Source organism: Peteryoungia wuzhouensis, from assembly GCF_003205195.1.
Classification (GTDB): Bacteria; Pseudomonadota; Alphaproteobacteria; order Rhizobiales; family Rhizobiaceae; genus Allorhizobium; species Allorhizobium wuzhouense.
The window spans coordinates 244867-263935 of record NZ_QJRY01000008.1; the positions used below are offsets into that span (position 1 = coordinate 244867).

General features: G+C 61.9%; 18 protein-coding genes. 6 read left to right on the forward strand and 12 right to left on the reverse strand.

Annotated features, from left to right (window positions below; genetic code table 11):
* Positions 1-61: 61 nt before the first annotated feature.
* The gene (gene betC / locus DMY87_RS20615) at positions 62-1579 is read left to right on the forward strand and encodes a choline-sulfatase (protein WP_110793498.1); all 1518 of its coding nucleotides are present in this window, start codon (positions 62-64) and stop codon (positions 1577-1579) included.
* Between the two features lie 70 nt (positions 1580-1649).
* Here the strand turns inward: betC and DMY87_RS20620 are convergent, their stop codons facing one another.
* The 8 genes from DMY87_RS20620 to fabD form a co-directional block, all read right to left on the reverse strand.
* The gene (locus DMY87_RS20620) at positions 1650-3830 is read right to left on the reverse strand and encodes a methyl-accepting chemotaxis protein (RefSeq protein WP_110793499.1); all 2181 of its coding nucleotides are present in this window, start codon (positions 3828-3830) and stop codon (positions 1650-1652) included.
* Positions 3831-3946: 116 nt separating this feature from the next.
* Entirely contained in the window at positions 3947-4594 is a 648-nt protein-coding gene (gene gmk / locus DMY87_RS20625; RefSeq protein ID WP_110793500.1) for a guanylate kinase, read from the reverse strand.
* Between the two features lie 3 nt (positions 4595-4597).
* Positions 4598-5488, reverse strand: coding sequence for a YicC/YloC family endoribonuclease (locus DMY87_RS20630; RefSeq protein ID WP_110793501.1), 891 nt, complete (start codon positions 5486-5488; stop codon positions 4598-4600).
* Between the two features lie 22 nt (positions 5489-5510).
* Positions 5511-6734 (reverse strand): endolytic transglycosylase MltG, encoded by a 1224-nt coding sequence (mltG, locus tag DMY87_RS20635; RefSeq protein WP_165826377.1) that lies wholly within the window; start codon positions 6732-6734, stop codon positions 5511-5513.
* 189 nt (positions 6735-6923) lie between these two features.
* Entirely contained in the window at positions 6924-8180 is a 1257-nt protein-coding gene (gene fabF / locus DMY87_RS20640) for a beta-ketoacyl-ACP synthase II (protein ID WP_110793502.1), read from the reverse strand.
* Between the two features lie 133 nt (positions 8181-8313).
* A complete protein-coding gene (locus DMY87_RS20645) occupies positions 8314-8550 on the reverse strand; it encodes an acyl carrier protein (RefSeq protein ID WP_027507378.1) in 237 nt (78 codons plus the stop codon).
* Positions 8551-8828: 278 nt separating this feature from the next.
* On the reverse strand, positions 8829-9566 hold the full coding sequence (fabG, locus tag DMY87_RS20650) for a 3-oxoacyl-[acyl-carrier-protein] reductase (RefSeq protein WP_110793503.1): 738 nt from the start codon (positions 9564-9566) through the stop codon (positions 8829-8831).
* Positions 9567-9598: 32 nt separating this feature from the next.
* The gene (gene fabD / locus DMY87_RS20655) at positions 9599-10543 is read right to left on the reverse strand and encodes an ACP S-malonyltransferase (protein ID WP_110793504.1); all 945 of its coding nucleotides are present in this window, start codon (positions 10541-10543) and stop codon (positions 9599-9601) included.
* A gap of 208 nt (positions 10544-10751) precedes the next feature.
* On the opposite strand from fabD, the gene DMY87_RS20660 reads away from it, so the two are divergent.
* The gene (locus tag DMY87_RS20660; RefSeq protein WP_110793505.1) at positions 10752-11795 is read left to right on the forward strand and encodes an aldo/keto reductase; all 1044 of its coding nucleotides are present in this window, start codon (positions 10752-10754) and stop codon (positions 11793-11795) included.
* Positions 11796-11856: 61 nt separating this feature from the next.
* Here DMY87_RS20660 and DMY87_RS20665 read toward each other — a convergent pair whose 3' ends face one another.
* Positions 11857-12765, reverse strand: a complete 909-nt coding sequence (locus DMY87_RS20665) for an RTX toxin (RefSeq protein WP_110793506.1) — start codon at positions 12763-12765, stop codon at positions 11857-11859.
* A gap of 453 nt (positions 12766-13218) precedes the next feature.
* On the opposite strand from DMY87_RS20665, the gene rpsF reads away from it, so the two are divergent.
* The 4 genes from rpsF (at position 13219) to rplI (ending at position 15712) form a co-directional block, all read left to right on the forward strand.
* The gene (gene rpsF, locus DMY87_RS20675) at positions 13219-13680 is read left to right on the forward strand and encodes a 30S ribosomal protein S6 (RefSeq protein WP_110793507.1); all 462 of its coding nucleotides are present in this window, start codon (positions 13219-13221) and stop codon (positions 13678-13680) included.
* Between the two features lie 23 nt (positions 13681-13703).
* Entirely contained in the window at positions 13704-13952 is a 249-nt protein-coding gene (gene rpsR, locus DMY87_RS20680; RefSeq protein WP_003502063.1) for a 30S ribosomal protein S18, read from the forward strand.
* A gap of 183 nt (positions 13953-14135) precedes the next feature.
* On the forward strand, positions 14136-15113 hold the full coding sequence (locus DMY87_RS20685) for a DUF2232 domain-containing protein (RefSeq protein WP_110793508.1): 978 nt from the start codon (positions 14136-14138) through the stop codon (positions 15111-15113).
* A 20-nt stretch (positions 15114-15133) separates the two neighbouring features.
* Entirely contained in the window at positions 15134-15712 is a 579-nt protein-coding gene (gene rplI, locus DMY87_RS20690) for a 50S ribosomal protein L9 (protein WP_110793509.1), read from the forward strand.
* A gap of 87 nt (positions 15713-15799) precedes the next feature.
* On the opposite strand, the gene DMY87_RS20695 is transcribed toward rplI, so the two are convergent.
* The 3 genes from DMY87_RS20695 to DMY87_RS20705 are packed head-to-tail and all read right to left on the reverse strand — an operon-like array spanning position 15800 to position 18977.
* Entirely contained in the window at positions 15800-16846 is a 1047-nt protein-coding gene (locus DMY87_RS20695; protein ID WP_110793510.1) for an HlyD family secretion protein, read from the reverse strand.
* Between the two features lie 20 nt (positions 16847-16866).
* Positions 16867-18525 (reverse strand): MFS transporter, encoded by a 1659-nt coding sequence (locus tag DMY87_RS20700; protein ID WP_110793511.1) that lies wholly within the window; start codon positions 18523-18525, stop codon positions 16867-16869.
* Positions 18522-18977 (reverse strand): MarR family winged helix-turn-helix transcriptional regulator, encoded by a 456-nt coding sequence (locus tag DMY87_RS20705; RefSeq protein ID WP_110793512.1) that lies wholly within the window; start codon positions 18975-18977, stop codon positions 18522-18524. Before DMY87_RS20705 ends, DMY87_RS20700 begins: the two co-directional genes overlap by 4 nt.
* Positions 18978-19069: the final 92 nt, after the last annotated feature.

Consider the following 19069-nt stretch of genomic DNA (forward strand, 5'->3'; position numbering starts at 1 on the left):
CACAGCCATTGGCTCTCCCTCTTCAATAAGCCCAGACAATATCAAGGCAAAGGGGAAATCCATGACTGAACGCCCGAACATCCTGATCCTGATGGTGGACCAGTTCAACGGCACCTTCTTTCCCGACGGACCGGCGGATTTTCTCCATGCACCGCATCTGAAATCGCTGGCTGACCGGTCCGTCCGCTTTGCCAATGCCTATACGGCGAGCCCGCTCTGCGCACCGGCGCGCGCCTCCTTCATGTCGGGGCAATTGCCGAGCCGCACGCGGGTCTATGACAATGCGGCGGAATTCGCCTCGGATATCCCGACTTTTGCGCACCATCTGCGCGCGGCGGGCTATCAGACCAGCCTGTCCGGCAAAATGCATTTCGTCGGGCCAGACCAGTTGCACGGCTTCGAGGAACGGTTGACGACGGACATCTACCCCGCCGATTTCGGCTGGACGCCGGACTATCGCAAACCCGGCGAGCGGATCGACTGGTGGTATCACAATCTTGGCTCCGTGACCGGCGCCGGTGTCGCCGAGATCACCAACCAGATGGAGTATGACGACGAGGTTGCCTACAACGCCACCCGCCGGCTCTACGACCTGTCACGCGGCCATGACGAACGGCCGTGGTGCCTGACAGTGAGTTTCACCCATCCGCACGACCCTTATGTGGCGCGGCGCAAGTACTGGGATCTCTATGAAGACTGCCCGGCGCTTGATCCGACGGTGCCGGCGATTCCCTATGACGAGCAGGATACGCATTCACAGCGCCTGATGGACGCCTGCGACCACACCGCTTTCGACATCACCGACGAACAGATCCGCCGGGCGCGGCAGGGCTATTTCGCCAATATCTCCTATGTCGACGACAAAATCGGCGAGATCCTCGACGTGCTGGAGCGGACGCGCATGGCGGACAATACCGTCATCCTCTTCGTCTCCGACCATGGCGACATGCTGGGCGAGCGCGGTCTGTGGTTCAAGATGAATTTCTTCGAGGGATCGGCCCGCGTGCCGCTGATGATCTCGGTTCCCGGCATCGAGGGACGGCTGGTGACGACGCCGGTCTCGACGCTCGACGTGACGCCGACGGTCGCTGGCCTCGCCGGCATCGACATCTCGACGCTTGCCGATTGGACCGATGGCGAAGACCTGATGCCGCTGGCCAAGGGGACTGGCACTCGCGGAATGGTGCCGATGGAATATGCGGCCGAGGGCACGGTCAGCCCCATGGTCGGCCTGCGCGACGCCCGCTACAAGCTGACGCTCTGCCAGGCAGACGCGCCGATCCTGGTCGATCTGGAGGCAGACCCTTATGAACTCGAAAACCTGGCCGACGCGCCTTCCGCCCAATCGGTGTTCAATCGGCTTGCCGACGAGGCGCGGTCACGCTGGGATCTGACGAAATTCGACGCGGCCGTGCGCGAAAGCCAGGCGCGCCGGCATGTGGTTTATCAGGCGCTGCGCAACGGTGCCTATTTCCCCTGGGACTACCAGCCGCTGCAGAAGGCGTCCGAGCGCTATATGCGCAACCATATGGATCTCAACATCCTGGAAGAGAGTCAGCGTTTTCCGAGGGGGGAGTGAAGGTCACCGTATCTGGCAGTCGGTCGCGAGCGCCAGATACGGTGAGCCGATGTAGAGGCTGCGGCGGCCCTCAGGCCGCCCGCCGGCCGTGCTCTTTACGGCCGCCACCGCGGAAGATGTCGACCTGTTCACTGAGACGATGGGCTTCCGTTCCGAGCGAATGGGTGGCAGCGGTCGCCTCCTCGACCATTGCCGCATTTTGCTGCGTCACCTGATCCATCTGGTTCATCGCGGCATTGATTTCACTGATCGAGGCCGACTGTTCACGCGATGCACGGACTATTTCCACGACGTCCTGATTGATCCGCGAGACATTCGCCTCGATCTGCCGCAGGGCCCGACCCGTTTCACCAACCAGTTCGACGCCGAGTTGCACTTCCTTGCTCGATCTCTGGATCAATGCCTTGATCTCCCTCGCAGCTGTCGCCGACCTTTGCGCGAGTTCGCGGACTTCCTGGGCGACGACGGCGAAGCCCTTTCCGGCCTCTCCGGCCCGGGCCGCCTCAACACCCGCATTGAGTGCCAGAAGGTTGGTCTGGAAAGCGATCTCGTCGATGACGCTGATGATCTGCCCGATCTGCCCCGAAGACTGTTCGATCTGAGAAATGGCCTCCACCGTGTTGGCGACGACCGTGCCCGACTGCATGGCATCGGCCGCTGTGGTCTGCACCAGATTGCCAACCGATTCGGCTCTCTTGCTCGATTGGGCCAAGTTCGACGTCACCTCGCTGAGAGACGCTGAGGCCTGCTCCAGAGCTGCGGCCTGACGCTCTGTACGTTGAGCGAGTTCATCCGCAGAGCTACGCAGTTCATCCGATCCGCTCTTGATGGTATCGGAACTCTGGGCAATCGTTTCAACGACCGAGTGCAGCGTGCTCATCGAGTTGTTGAAATCGGTCCTCAGACGCTCCAGTTCGCCTGCGAAAGGATGCTGGGCACGGTAGTTAGTCTCGCCGCGCGCCAAGGCTGCCAAACCGGCCGCCAGTTCGCCAACCGCATAGGCAATTTCCGCCGCTCGCTCGGCGCGTTCCTGTTCTGCGGCCCGTTCGCGGGCACGCTTATCCGCCTCGATCTTTTCCTGTTCATCACGCTCCCGCTCAGCCTTCGCCTTGCTGTTGGCCACGCAATGACGGATGGCTTGCCCCATGCGCCCGACCTCATCATTGCCTTCGCTGTGGATCAGATGGACATCGATCTCGTCGCGCGACAGGCGCTCGACCGCTTCGGTGAGCATACCGATCGGCCGGATGACCGTGTAGGACAAGGAGCTGGCAAACGAGATCGTCAGGACGAAACCGGCAAGAACCGACCCGCCGACTGTCATCAGACGCCACCAGGCTGCATCAGCCCGTGTTGCAGCATCGGCCGCGATCGCCTCAACAACCGCCGTCTCCACCTGCTTCATCAGGTCGATCTGCTTGGTTGCGAGAGCGAACCAGGCGCCGGCATCCAGACCGGACAAAGAACTGGAAATTCCGCCTGCGATGAGTTGCTGGCGGAATTCTTCGAGCTGTGAAAGCCCATCTCCTGCCAGTGTCTTCTGGTAGCTGTCGCGCTGTTCGGGCGGCATGAGTTTCAGGAACTTGGCGATGAGCTCACGCTGGGCTCCGCCCAGACCGACAAACGCCATGAAGCGCTTCGGGTCGAAGGCGCCGGCCGTGATGAAGCCATTGCCCATTCCGCGCTCCTGGCCGGCCAGTTCCTTGGCATTTATGATCAGGCCATGCGCGACCAATGCATTGGCGGTCCCCTCTGGCGAATGCGGGAGCGAATAATCCTGTGCCAGGGTCATGAGATCGGCAATCGATGCGGTGTAGTAGGCAAAGGCTTCCGGACCGGTCAGCGCCAGACCGTCGATGCCGGCGCGGTTCTGCGCCAGCTTTTCCAGATCGGCAGACACCGCCTCGGCCTCAACCGCAAGCACGGTATCCGTCACCTTGATCTGCGCCAGCACATCCACGACTGCCTGCGTTTCCTGCGTGGTATTGGTCCGCGCAGCCTGCAACGCATCCTTGTTCTTGGTGCCCTTGGAGCCAAGGAAACCCGCCGTCAGCCCTCGCTCGACCTGGAGATCATGGACGAGATCACCGATGTGGCCAATCTCTGCAGCGACCGACACCATATTGTCGGCCTGGGAGTAATCCCTGATGGCACTGAGGACCTCAACGCCTGCCAATGTAGCAGTTGCGACAAGGGGAACCGCCAGTGCGGCCAGAAGACGCCACTTTATTGAAACATCGATGACCCGCATGTCCAACCTTTCAGCTCGCGCGAAAAAACACTTTTCAACGCAACACCCTAAAAGGTTGTCGTTAATTTTAGCTAAAGCTTACTCGCCAATAAATTGCTTTCCCGGGCGCGTAAAAATTAGGCGATCAGCCCCTCAACGAAATCGAACAGCCCGTGGCGGCGGTCGCGGCGCAGGCGCTCGGCCTTGACGATCGACTGAACCGCATCGAAGGCGGCGTTCAGGTCGTCGTTGACGATGACATAGTCATATTCGCGCCAATGGGCAATCTCGGCGCGGGAATTGTTGAGGCGGGTCTGGATGACCTCTTCGGAGTCTTCCGCACGGCGATGCAGCCGTGACTGCAGTTCGGCCATGGTCGGCGGCAGGATGAAGATCGAGACCACGTCGGCCGACATCTTTTCCTGCAGCTGCTGGGCGCCCTGCCAGTCGATGTCGAAGAGCATGTCGCGGCCTTCGCCCATGGCGGTCTCGACTGCCTCGCGCGGGGTGCCGTAGTAGTTGCCATGCACCTGCGCCCATTCAAGCAGGCTATCGCTGTCGCGCAGGCGTTCGAATTCGCGCTGCGAGACGAATTTGTAGTGCACACCTTCGATCTCGCTCTGGCGACGCGGACGCGTCGTGACGCTGACCGACAGACCGATCTGCTGGTCCTTGTCCATCAGGGTGCGGGCGATCGTCGACTTGCCTGCGCCGGAGGGTGAGGAAATCACCAGCATCAGGCCACGCCTCGGGATCTTTACCAGTGCGGGTGCCGAAGGGGCCATGGACTACTCCAGATTCTGTACCTGTTCGCGGAACTGGTCGATGACGACCTTCAACTCGATGCCGGCGGCAGTGACCGCGACGGCATTGGATTTGGAACAGATAGTATTTGATTCGCGGTTAAATTCCTGCGCCAGGAAATCGAGTTTGCGGCCGACGGGACCGCCGACCGACAACAATTCGCGGGCGGCCGTCACATGCGCCTTCAGCCGGTCGATTTCCTCGCGCAGGTCCGCCTTGGTGGCGATCAACGCGATCTCCTGATGCAAGCGGTCGCGGTCGAGGCCTGACGTCGTATCCATCAGGCCGGCGAGCTGCGCTTCCAGCCGGCGGGCGATCTCTTCCGGCGAGCGGGAGGGGTCGGCCTCGATCTGCAGGGCCAGCGTCTCGATGCGGGTAATCTGATCTTCGAGGATGGCGCGCAACGCCGCCCCTTCCGTCTCGCGCATGGTCGCAAGCGCCGTCACGGCCTCGCCGAGGCCGGCCAGGATATCGGCGTCGCGTCGGGTCACCGCATCTTCGTCGTCCACTGCCTCGCGCATGTCGACGAGACCACGGATCGAGAGCAGCGTATCGAGCCTGAGCGGCGCCGGGTCGAGCACATCGGGACCGAGCTGGTCGCGCAGCGCCAGCACGGCATTCAGGGCATCGTGGTTGAGCACCGCCTCGACCCGGTTCTCGCTGACGGACAGCGAGAGGCCGACCTGGAGGTTGCCGCGCGCCAGGCGCTCGCCGACGAGACGTCGAAGGTCGGTTTCCAGGTATTCCTGGCCCTGGGGCAGACGCGAGCGGATGTCGAGGCCCTTGCCGTTCACCGAGCGCAGTTCCCAGGCCCATCGGTAGCGCCCGGACGTGCCTTCGACCCGGGCGAAGCCCGTCATGGATTGCAGTGTCATAACCCGGCCCCCTCGGCCTATATCAATTGCCGGCGCCCGGATCGACTTCCGGCGCCGCGTCGAGCGTGGCGGGCGGCGTCTGGGCGCGCTCGGCTTCCATCTTGCGCCAGCGCTTCACGTTCGCGTTGTGCTCTGCGAGCGTCGCGGCGAAGACATGGCCGCCTGATCCGTCGGCCACGAAATAGAGATCGTCTGTCTTCCACGGATGGGCGACGGCTTCAAGGGCGGCGCGACCGGGATTGGCGATCGGTCCCGGCGGCAGGCCCTTGATCACATACGTATTGTACGGCGTTTCCTTCTTGATGTCGGACTGGAAGATCGGCCGGTCGGCCGGCTTTCCATCGCCACCGAAGAGGCCGTAGATGATCGTCGGATCGGACTGCAGGCGCATGCCCTTGGCGAGACGATTGATGAAGACGGAGGCGACATGGGCGCGCTCGTCGTCCTTGCCGGTTTCCTTCTCGACGATCGAGGCGAGCGTGACGAATTCGTCGCGGGTCTTGACCGGAAGGTCCGGATCGCGGCGTTCCCAGATCTGGTCGATCAGCTTTTCTTGCGCCGCGGCCATCTGGGTGACGATCTCGGCGCGCTTGGTGCCGCGGGTGAACTTGTAGGTGTCAGGGCGCAGTGAACCCTCGGGCGGCAGATCGGAGGGCAGATCGCCTTCCAGAACCGTGTCGTCAGCCAAGCGCTGGAACATCTGCTTGACGGTCAGGCCTTCTGGCATCGACACCGAATAGAGGATCGACTTGCCGGATTCGAGCAATTCAGTGACGTCCTTCATCGAGGAGCCCGCCTTGATCTCGTATTCGCCGGCTTTTAGCGTCTGGCCTTCGTCGAGATAGGTGGCGGTGACGTAGCGATAGATCCGGGCATCGGTGACGACGCCGTTGCGCTCGAGATTGTTGGCGATCTCGGCGAGGCCTGCGCCGCTGCGCACGACGAAATTGGTGTTGGCGGACAGCGGCCCCGGCTTCTGGTAGGCGTCCATCACGTAGTAGAAGCCGGCGACGGCGACCACGCCGACAAAGACCACCATGGTCATCAGGAAGTTCAGAAAGATCACCAGCTGACTGCGTGCCTTGCGCGAACGACGCGGCGGCTGCGGCACGCGCTCCGGGCGCAGTGCGTCATTCGGGGACTTCGGAATGAAAGGTCCCTTGCCGGTGCTCGTGTCGGCATCGCGACCAAAGGGAACACCGTTGTTCTGGCTACCGCCATTCTGGCTGTTGTCGGTCACCGGCAATCCTTCTTTGTTTTCTGTCGCGGCTGTTTCAGCCAGCAATGCGGCAAAAATCCGTGTCATCGCCCGACGCGAAGCGCCGGGCGTGCACCATGATTTCTATCCGTAGAACATCACTGCGGGCAAGAGCGCCCACACCGTCATCCACCTGATGCGCACCGGGCCGCAGAGCGCGTCCCGGCACCGCTATCATCAGGCCTCGTAGCGCTTGAGCACCAGCGAGGCGTTCGTGCCGCCGAAGCCGAAGGAGTTCGACAGGGCAACGTTGATCTCACGCTTCCTCGCCTTGTGGGGAACGAGGTCGATCTTGGTCTCGACATCGGGATTGTCGAGGTTGAGCGTCGGCGGCGCGATATTGTCGCGGATGGCAAGCGCCGAGAAGATCGCCTCGACGGCGCCGGCAGCTCCCAGGAGGTGACCGATCGCCGACTTGGTGGAGGACATCGAGATCTTCTCGGCATGTTCGCCAACCAGGCGCTCGACAGCGCCGAGTTCGATCGTATCGGCCATGGTCGACGTGCCGTGGGCGTTGATGTAGTCGATATCGGCTGCGGTGAGGCCAGCGCGCTTCAGCGCCATGGTCATGCAGCGGAAGGCACCGTCGCCATCTTCCGACGGGGCGGTAATGTGGAAAGCGTCGCCCGAGAGACCATAGCCGACCACTTCCGCATAGATCTTGGCGCCGCGTGCCTTGGCGTGTTCGAGTTCTTCGAGAACCACGATGCCAGCGCCCTCGCCCATGACGAAGCCATCACGATCCTTGTCGTAAGGGCGCGAGGCAGCGGTCGGGTCATCGTTGCGGGCCGTCGACAGTGCCCTGCAAGCGGCAAAGCCAGCCAGCGAAATACGGCTGATCGGCGATTCCGTACCACCGGCGACCATGACGTCGGCATCGCCCAGCGCCACGAGACGGGCGGCGTCGCCGATCGCATGTGCGCCGGTCGAGCAGGCGGTGACGACGGAGTGGTTGGGGCCACGCAGCTTGTGGCGGATCGAAACCTGGCCGGAGGCGAGATTGATCAGGCGGCCGGGGATGAAGAAGGGCGAAAGGCGGCGCGGGCCCTTGTCACGCAGGATATGGCCGGCTTCGACGATGCCTTCGAGGCCGCCGATGCCGGAGCCGATCAGAACGCCCGTCTGGCACTGGTCTTCATAGGTTTCCGGCTCCCAGCCGGCATCCTTGAGGGCCATGTCAGCCGCCGCAATCGCATAGATGATGAAATGATCAACCTTGCGCTGCTCCTTGACCTCCATCCAGTCGTCAGGGTTCCAGGCGCCTTCACCTTCGGTGGGGATACGGCAGGCGATCTTGGCCGGAAGATCCTCGACCTCGAATTCCGTGACGAGGCGCGCACCGCTCTGGCTGGCCAGGAGGCGCTGCCAGGTCAATTCCGTTCCACATCCCAGAGGAGATACCATGCCGGTACCGGTGATAACGACACGTCTCATCGTCCCAAGCCCACCCTACGGTTATGACCGAAGTCAGTCTGAACAAAGCTCTTGATACAACAAGGCCCGCTTCACGCGGGCCCAAGCGGATAGTCCGGGCTGTAACACCCGCCTTCCGCAGTCTCGTGATCGATCAGGCCTGAGCCTTCTCGATGAACTTGACGGCGTCGCCGACCGTCAGGATCGAGTCAGCAGCGTCGTCAGGAATTTCAACGCCGAATTCTTCTTCGAAGGCCATGACGAGTTCGACCGTGTCGAGCGAGTCAGCGCCCAGATCGTCGATGAAGCTGGCGCCTTCGACAACCTTTTCAGCGTCAACGCCGAGATGATCAATTACAATTTTCTTCACGCGTTCTGCGATATCGCTCATGTCGGTTTCCTCGACCTTCTTAATATCAGAGGGAGCCGTAGTGGCCACCCTGCCCTGTCTTCAACTGGTGAAGCGCGCATGGCGTCACCAGCAAACCCGTTCGGCCCTGACCCAGAGCGGTTTATGCAAATAAAAGCATAAACTTCGGCTCATGAGACGGAGCGACTGCTCACAGTCATGGCCCGCTTAACATGGTTTCAGCGCGCCGCAAAGCCAGAAATTCGCCCCCTCACCTTGGTCAACAGCCTTTGGCGGAAAGGGCGAACCGGGCTTCCTGCTCAGATCATCGCCATGCCGCCGTTGACGTGCAATGTCTGGCCGGTCATGTAGGCCGCTTCCGAAGATGCCAGGTAAAGCACTGCGGAGGCGACTTCCGCGCCAGTGCCCATGCGCTTCATCGGAATGGCGCCCATGATGGCGTCTTTCTGCTTGTCGTTCAACTTGCCGGTCATCGCGCTTTCGATAAAGCCTGGCGCCACGCAGTTGACCGTCACGTTGCGGGTGGCGATTTCCTGGGCGAGCGACTTCGAAAAGCCGATCATGCCGGCCTTGGAGGCGCAGTAATTGGCCTGGCCCGGATTGCCGGTGACGCCGACGATTGAGGTGATGTTGATGATGCGGCCGTAACGACGGCGCATCATCGGATGGGTCAGTTCGCGCGTCAGGCGGAAGACGGCCGTCAGGTTGACTTCGAGTACGCTGTCCCAATCGGCATCGGACATGCGCACGAACAGGCCGTCCTTGGTGATGCCGGCATTGTTGACCAGGATGTCGACGCCTTCGAGTTCGGCTTCAGCCTTTTCGCCAAGCGCCTTCACCTCGTCGCGATCCGACAGGTTGGCCGGGAAGATCTTGACCCGGTCGCCGAGTTCGGCAGCCAGCGCTTCCAGCTTTTCGACGCGGGTGCCGTGCAGGCCGACGGTCGCGCCTTGAGCATGCAGCATGCGGGCGATTTCTTCGCCGATGCCACCGGTTGCGCCGGTGACGAGGGCCTTGCGGCCGGTCAGGTCAAACATGATCGCGTTCCTTGTTGATCGTTTAGGGTCGGTCAGCCGTTGAGCGCGGCAAGCGCCGCATCGATGTCGGCCGGGCCGTTGACGGCAATGCCGTTGATGTTCTTGTCGATACGGCGAGCGAGACCCGTGAGGACTTTGCCGGCGCCGATTTCATAAAGCGTGGTGACGCCATTGGCGCCGAACCATTCCACCGTCTCGCGCCAGCGAACCTGGCCGGTCACCTGCTGCACGAGCAGATCGGCGATCTCCGTGGCGGATGTCACCGGAGCGGCGAGCACGTTGGCGATGAGCGGGACAGAGGGATCGCGCTTTTCGACGGTCGACAGCGCTTCGCGCATGGCGTCGGCAGCAGGAGCCATCAATGCGGAATGGAAGGGTGCGGAGACCGGCAGCATGATGGCGCGCTTGGCGCCCTTTTCGGTGGCGAGCGCTGCGGCCTTCTCCACGGCGGCCTTGCCGCCGGAGATGACCAGCTGTCCGCCGCCATTGTCATTGGCGATCTGGCAGGGACCTTCAGCGGCTGCGGCCTCGCAGATCGCCTGCACGTCGCCATGCTCCAGGCCGATGATCGCGGCCATGGCACCGGCACCGACAGGCACTGCGGCCTGCATGGCATTGCCGCGAATGCGCAGAAGGCGCGCGGTGTCGGCAATGGAGAAGGTGCCGGCAGCGGCGAGCGCCGAATATTCGCCGAGCGAATGGCCGGCGACGAAGGCGACCTTCGACTTCAGATCCAGGCCCTTGGCTTCGAGAACACGGATGACAGCCATGGAAACGGCCATCAGGGCCGGCTGGGCATTGGCGGTGAGCGTCAGCGTTTCCTCGGGGCCATTCCACATGATGTCGGACAGTTTCTGGCCGAGCGCATCATCGACTTCCTGGAAGACGGCGCGGGCTTCCGCGAAATTGTCGGCAAGGTCCTTGCCCATGCCGACGGCCTGACTGCCCTGGCCGGGGAAGGTGAATGCGACTGTCATGGGCGTTTCTCCCTTGGGTTTTTACCCTCCAATTCACAATACGCTCATGCGAGTCAAGCCTTTCAGGCCCCTGAGCCCTGCCGGCAGCCCGGCAAGTCACAGACTGTTCGACCGCTTCGCCATCTTGCAGTGCGGCAATTTCCCCTTATTTTGTTCCAGCATCTCCCCCAGCCCGTCCCGGGCCATTTCCTATTTGAGGCATTCCCCCATGAAGATGAACCGGCTCGGCCGAACCGATATCCATGTTTCCGAGATCTGCCTGGGCACCATGACCTGGGGCTCGCAGAATTCGGAAGCCGAAGCCTTTCAACAGATGGACTATGCGCTGGAGCGTGGCGTCAATTTCTTCGACACGGCCGAACTCTATCCGACGACGCCGCTGTCGAAGGAAACCTACGGCAATACCGAGGAGATCATCGGCAACTGGCTGAAGTCTACGGGCAAGCGTGACGAGGTGGTGCTCGCCACCAAGGTTGCCGGCCCCGGCCGCCCCTATATCCGCGAAGGCGGCCCGATCACCGGCGCGTCATTGCGCGAAGCGCTTGATGCCAGCCTGTCGCGACTGAAGACCGACTATGTCGATCTCTACCAGATCCACTGGCCGAACCGCGGGCATTTCCACTTCCGTGGCGCCTGGAGCTACAATCCTTACAAGCAGGACCGCGCCCAGGCGCAGCACGACATCGCCGAAATCCTTGAGGCGATCAGCGACTGCGTCAAGGCCGGCAAGATCCGGGCGATCGGACTGTCGAACGAGACGACCTGGGGCACGCAGACTTTTCTGACGCTGGCCGAGCAGAAGGGCCTCCCGCGCGTCGCTTCAATCCAGAACGAGTACAATCTGCTCTACCGGCATTATGATCTGGATCTCGCGGAATTGTCGCATCACGAGGATGTCGGGCTGCTCGCTTATTCGCCGCTCGCCGGCGGCATTCTGTCGGGCAAATATCTCGGCGGCCAGAAGCCGGCAGGCTCACGCGGTTCGATCAATGGCGATATCGGCGGCCGGCTCGTGCCGCAGCAGGAAGCGCCGACGCGGGCTTATGTGGAACTCGCGAAGAAACATGGCATCGATCCCTCGACGCTTGCCGTCGCCTTCTGCCTGACGCGTCCGTTCATGGCATCCGCCATTATCGGCGCAACCACCATGGAACAGTTGAAGGTGAATATCGATGCGGCGGATGTGACTATGTCGGAGGAGATCCTCAAGGAGATCGCCAAGATCCACCGCGAGTACCCGATGCCGATCTGAGATCGTCTTCCGCTCAATCCGAAAGAGCCGGCGCAACACGGTGCCGGCCTTTCACGCCGTATCAGCCGATCGTCAGCACGGTACGGCCGTGATCGAAGGAAAAGCCATAGGTCAGGCCCTGACCGGACATGGCGGGCCCGTCGAGCGTCACCGTGATGCGATCCGCCGTCCCGGCGAATGTCGCGGTCACCGTGTTTCCATCCACGCTGATGCTCACGTCCTTCTCATCATATCCGCTGAAGCGCAGGACCAAGCTGCCATTCGTGTTGATCGTGTCCTGACCGTCTCCACGGGCGAAGCCGTATTCGGCAATGGCATTGTCGGCCTTCATATCCGTGCGCTTGATGCTAACCGTGTCATTGCCGGTGCCGCCGGAGGCGAAGATGCGGGTGCCTTCCAGCGTCATGGTATCGTCGCCGGCACCACCGTCGATGCCGATCAGGGCCTCGCCGGCCACTGTCAGCGTGTCGTTACCGTCACCGCCCGTCACGTCCACCACCAGATCGCCGGAGAGCTTCAGGGTATCATCGCCCTCGCCTGTATCGATCTCGCCGATATAGCGGGCACTGGCGAACAGGCTGTCCTTGCCGACGCCCGTGGATACGGAGACCAGCGCTGAGGCTTTTGCAGTCACCGTGTCGTCGCCACCGCCCGAGTCGATGTTGTAGACGGCCTTGGCGTCGAAGGTGAGCTTGTCATCGCCCACCGTTCCCTGCCCGCCCGTGATATAACCGAGCGTTTCGTCGACCGAGGCTTCCTCTCCCGATGGTGCATCGCGCAAGGCGAGAATCTCGGCGATGCGGGCGAGCGCCTTCTGTCCCGCCGACTCACTGAAGGGAATGTCGTCGTCCTTTCGGGACCATGTGGGTGCTGCATCAGACCGCGCTTGGGCAGTGGAGGTCGCAGAAAAGAGCTGCGTCGCGTAAACGAGCGCGTTCGGATTGCGATAGAAACTGTTGATGACCGTCATCAGGTCTCGCCCCCAAAGCCGCGTATGCGGCTGAATTCCACACGAAGCTAACATTCGCCCATTGAGAAAAGCTTACAGGAGCCGTTTCGGCACGGGAAACAGGTCTGTCGAACGCGGTAAGCATCCGGTAAAGAAGACGGCGGGCATTCTCGGTGCTGTGCCATTCGAGGTTCAAGGAGCGGAAAATCCGGCCCTGCCCTTGCTTTTCGCCTGAATACGCGTATAAGCGCGCCGTTCACAACACCCGGTCCTCTGGCTGGTGGCTGAACGGAGGGCTGGCAGGCTGATAAGGCTTGCAGCAGGAACCACAAGGGTTTCCGGTCTCCCGTGTCTCCGCTCTCGACCGTCTCGAACACAACGCTTTTCTTGCCGCGGCACATGCCGCACAGGAGCAGTCTGTGAGGCTTAGCGCCGGATCCGGGTGACGACAACCGCAAGAAAGGCAAAGCTGTCATGGCTCTTTACGAACATGTATTCCTTGCCCGGCAGGATATGTCCGCCCAGCAGGTTGATGCCCTCGTCGAACAGTACAAGGGTGTCATCGAAGCTAACGGTGGCAAGGTCGGGCGCGTAGAAAACTGGGGCCTCAAGTCCCTGACCTACCGCATCAAGAAGAACCGCAAGGCGCACTACGCCCTGATGGACATCGAAGCTCCGGGTGCAGCGATCCACGAAATGGAACGCCAGATGCGCATCAACGAAGACGTTCTTCGTTACATGACCATCGCCGTGGAAGCCCACGAAGAAGGCCCGTCTGCCATGATGCAGAAGCGCGACCGTGACGACCGTCCGCGTCGTGACGGCGATGACCGTGGCCCGCGCCGCGAAGGTGGCTTCGGCGACCGTGGTCCGCGTCCGGACCGTGGCCCGCGTGAAGGCGGCTTCGAGCGTCGTCCGCGCGAAGACCGCGCGTAATCTGTAGAACAGGAGAAATTACAATGGCTGATGCATCCTCTTCTCAGGCACGTCGTCCCTTCCATCGTCGTCGCAAGACCTGCCCCTTCTCGGGCGCCAATGCTCCGAAGATCGACTACAAGGACGTCCGTCTCCTGCAGCGCTACATTTCCGAGCGCGGCAAGATCGTTCCGTCCCGTATCACCGCAGTTTCCCAGAAGAAGCAGCGCGAACTGGCCCAGGCCATCAAGCGCGCCCGTTTCCTCGGCCTGCTGCCTTACGTCGTAGCGTAATCTGATCCGACGGCCCGCTGATTAAGAGTCAGCGGGCCGTTATCCCTTCCGCGTTGGGCGCGGATCGGAACCACTGCCAGATGGCGCGCTTCCGCGACGTCAGGCAAAAACCCATGTTGGGGACTTTCCTGCCGGATGGCATGAAGACCTTCCCCTAACTGCTCAACCAGCAGGACAGCGACGTTGAATAAACTGGATGCGAAATTGCTGATGATCGGCCTCTTGGCCGGTATTACCGCCGCCCTGCTCGTGCTGGGTGCTGCGGCACAGCCGACGCTTGCCTCCATCCTCTATGCAGCCTCCGCGCTTCCCGTTCTCATTGTCGGCCTCGGCTGGGGCAATACCGCCTCGATCACCGCCATCCTGACGGCTGCCTTCCTCGGCATGATCAGCATGTCGCCGATGTTCGCCTTCGGCATGGCGATCTTCACGCTTGCGCCCGCCGGCTGGCTCGCCCATCTGTCGAGCCTTGCGCGTCCGGCATCCGAGATCGGCGGACCCGACCACCTGATGGCCTGGTATCCGCTGTCGGACATCCTGCTGCAGCTCTGCGCCTTCGTCACCTTTGCCGTCATCGCGCTCGGCGTGATCATCGGCTTCGGCCCTGAATTCACCGACCAGCTGGTCGAAGCGATGACCCAGGCGATGAACAGCCAGGATCCGGCCATGCTGCCCGATCCGGCCGCGCTCGAGCAGCTGAAACGCACCATGGTCGTGCTTTTGCCGATCATCCAGGGCGGCACCTGGGTGTTGCTGCTGTTCCTGATGTATTACGTGGCGCAGCGCATCGTTTCCGCATCGGGCCGGGGCAAGCGCCCGCGCGAAGACATCCCCTCTTCGCTGCGCCTGAACCGCAATGCCGTATTCCTCTTCCTCGCCGGCATCATCGGCTGCTTCATCGGCGGCGTTCCCGCGATGATTGGCGCCACCGTCTGTGGCACCTTCGGCGCCGGCTTCCTGATGGCAGGTTTCGCCTCCATGCATCTTCGCACGCGCGGCAAGGACTGGCGCCTGCCGGCCCTCGTGCTCGCTTACCTGTCGACGGTCATGCTGCTGCCGTTGATCATACCCCTCATCATCGGCCTGTCGGATACCCGCCGGACCGTTGCCCTGACCCCGGCCGCCAAGGCCAAAACCGACACTCCAGACAACACTGATTGACCACTGAAAGGACCAAAATCATGGACGTCATTCTGCTTGAACGCATCGCCAAGCTCGGCCAGATGGGCGAAACCGTCAAGGTTCGCGACGGCTTCGCTCGTAACTTCCTGCTGCCGCAGGGCAAGGCGCTGCGCGCCAACGCTGCCAACAAGGCTCGTTTCGAATCCGAGCGCGCCACGCTCGAAGCCCGCAACCTCGAGCGCAAGTCGGAAGCCCAGAAGGTTGCCGACGTTCTCAACGGCAAGTCCTTCATCGTCGTCCGTTCGGCTGGCGAAACCGGCCAGCTCTACGGTTCGGTTGCTGCCCGTGACGTCGTTGAAATCCTGGCTGCCGAAGGCTTCAACATCGGCCGCAACCAGGTCGAGCTGAACACCCCGATCAAGGCCATCGGCCTGCATCAGGTTGTCATCCACCTGCATGCCGAAGTCGAAATCTCGGTCGAGCTGAACGTTGCCCGTTCGGCTGAAGAAGCTGAGCGCCAGCTGAAGGGCGAAAGCCTGACCTCGGCCGACGCCATCTACGGCATCGACGAAGATGCGCTGCGTCCGGAAGACTTCTTCGATCCGGAAGCCGACATCGACGGCGACGACGACCGCTAATATTTTCCGCCCTCAAAGGCGGACGAAAGAAGCCCGGCCCTGCTCGCGCAGGACCGGGCTTTTTCTTTGCTCACACGTTCGCTGAAGTCAGGCCGGATCGAAGCTCTTGTCGATCCGAACGACCACCGACATGCCAGGCGTCAGGCTCGCGGCCGCACCCTGGCTCTTGTCGATCGCCACCCGCACGCCGACCCGTTGGGCGATCTTGACGAAGTTGCCGCTGGCATTGTCGGCCTTGATCACCGAAAACTCCGAGCCGGTCGCTGGCGAGAAGCGCTCGACCTTGCCCTGCAGCACCTGGCGCTCGAGCGCATCGACCGTGATCTCCACAGGCTGGCCAACCTTCATGCCGGCGAGCTGTGTTTCCTTGAAGTTGGCAATGATCCAGACATCGGGCGGAACGACCGCCATCAATTGCGTGCCGGCAGCCACATACTGGCCGACGCGCACGCCGACTTCACCCAGCTTGCCTTCGCGCGGCGCGCGAATTTCCGTGTTGGAAAGGTCGATCCTGGCCAATTCCACTGCGGCTTCCGCATTGGCCACGGCGGCTTCCAGCGAACTGCGGTTGACGATGATCGTCTGCAGGTCCTGACGACTTACCTCGACCGCAGCCTTGGCCTGCGCCATTCCGGCACGTGCCCGGTCGAGTGCCGCATGGGCCTGTTCCTGCGCGCTCGTGGCCACAACACCGCTGCGGATCAGGCTGTCCTGCCGTTCCGCCTGCTGTTGCGCCTGCTGGAGATCAGCATTGACCGCGTCGACAGCGGCTTCGCTGGAGGCGATGCGAGCCTTGGCTGCCATCTCCTGTTGGCGGGAATTGTCGAGGGATGCTCTCTGCGTGGCGAGCGCCGCTTCGGCCTGGGCGAGCTTCTGGCGATAGGTACGGTCGTCGATCCGGGCGAGCAGCTGTCCCTTGTCGACGGTCTCATAATCCTTGACCGGGACCTCCACGACATAACCGCTCACCTGAGGGCTGAGCATGGTGACATAGCCCCGGACATAGGCATTGTCGGTCATCTCGACCGAACTCGCAAAGGGCGGCAGGCGCCAGGCATACAGCACCAGAGAGGTGCCAAGCACGGCGCCAAGGATGATCAGGATGGTGGCGGGGGTGAATATCTTCTTCAACATGGCGGAGGGTCCGTTCGGCATCAGGATTGGGGGGAAAGCTCGCCCGCGGCGCGGCGGGATGTCCGCAACCAGCGCCAGGCGAGATGCACGAGCAGCACGGCGAGCGCTGCGGTCGTGACGACGGAGATCAACAGAAAGGTGTCTGTATAGGCGAGGACATAGGCTTCACGCGTCACCTGCTGGGACAGGAGCGTCAGGCCTTCTGCATTGAGGATGGCCGGATCGGTGATCACCTTGCGATAGGCCGCAGCAAGCTGGCTCACACGCTGGGCCACTTCCGGCCGGGTCAGAAGGATGTTCTCCACCAGAACGTTCGAGTGAAACTTCTCGCGGATGGTGACGAAGCTGCCGAGCAGCGATGTCATCAGCATAGAGCCGGTGATCTGGGTGAACAGGAAGATGGCGATGAAGTTGACGACATAGGGCAAGCCCTTCTGCATCGCGCTGCCGAACCCCTTGGCCATGACCGGCGGCAGGAACATCGCAGCTCCGAAGGCAATCATGCCCTGGCTCAGATACATCTGTTCCGGCCGCGTGAGGTTGGTTGCCTGGCTGTCGAGATAGGCGCCACCGGCGATCAGCGCGAGCGCGATGACATGGGCCGTCTCGACATAACGCGACGACATCAGCGCCATGCAGAAGAGCGCACCGCCAATGGAGGCAAGAAGGACCAGCGACCAGAGGACGAATTGCTGATCATTCAGCAAGCCGATCTGCTGGAAGAAGCTGACGGCGGTCGAGGACTGCTCCGAGGACACGGCTCGGAAGACCAGGAGCACGGCGGCCATATGCAGATTGTCACGCGAGAAGATCCAGCGGAAATCGAGCATGGGATTGGTCCGGCGAGACTCGATCAGGGCGGTGACGGCGATGAAGCCGATGGCGCAGATGAGAAGCACGCCCAGCCACCAGGTTTCAAACCACCAATACAGACGACCGAGAGTGAGAAACACCGCAAGGCAGCCGATGCCCACGGCCATCAGCAAGTAGGAGACGATGTCCATCCGCTCGATCACCTTCGCGCGCGGCGGTGCTGTCACCGGAAGGGCGAAGATGATTGCCATGGAGACGAGAGCCAGACCGACTTCCAGCGTGTAGAGGGCATGCCAGCCGTCGATTTCAAGCAGACCAGGCGAAATCATCCTTGCGATCGGCGCGGCCAGGAGCGTGCCCATCAGGGCGGCGTTCAGACCCTGGCTGAGCTTGCGATGCGCCGGGAAGGCCTCAAGGACGTAGAGAAAGCCGAGCGAGGAGATCGGGGCTCCGGCACAGCCGCTGATGAAGCGCACGACAAGGGCGGAATGGAGATCGCTGACAAACAGGTTGAGCAGCGAGGCGAGCACGAAGATCAGGATGCTCCATTCGGCGAAAGGCCGCAGTCCGTACTGCGCCCTCACCTTGAACAGAGCCAGCGACAGGGTTGCATAGGGCGCCACATAGGCCGCCGACAACCAGGCAGCCTCCGCCGCCGTTGCGGAGAACTGACCCTGCAGCTGATAGAGATTGGCGTTGACGATGTTCATACCCAGGCCCTGGGTGATGAACATCAAGAGCCCGGAAGCGACGTAGATTGCAGCAAGCCACAGAGGCTTGGCTGGTGGCGGCGCCGGTGGCGATGCGGGAGCCTGCTCCGCTTCGGTGGGGGCTGTACCGCCCGATTGCTCGACAACCGTGCTCATGACCGGACCTTTCCGACATCCAGTCGCTGGAGGTTGCGGACGAGGCGGCGAACGACAGACAGGGCGATCTCGATGTCTTCTGCGGAAATGTCTTCGGCGATTTGTCCGCGCAGATCGCTGGCCAGCGCATGCATGCCCTTCGACGTCTCACGTCCGCCGGGGGTCATGTCGATGCGCTTGGCGCGCCGGTCGCTGGCGTCCTCGCTGCGCACGATGAGACCCTGTTTTTCCATGCCATCCAGCACACGCGCGAGTGTGGGCGTTTCGATTTCCAGTTCCTCGGCGAGTTCTTTCTGTGTCAGCGGGCCACGACGGCTGATTGCGAACAAGGTGCGTGCCCGCGCCAAGGTCAGCCCCTCCTCGCGCACGACCGCATCAAAGAAGGCGCGAAGCTTGCGATTGAAGGCCGACATCTCGTCAAAGAGCTGCTCGTTCTGGGATGCACGGGACATCGAATGTACCTCAAATTAATTAGGCTGCTATCTATATTCACCCTAATTAATAGCCGGCCCAGTTTTTTCAAGTCTTTTGAAGCCATGGCAGC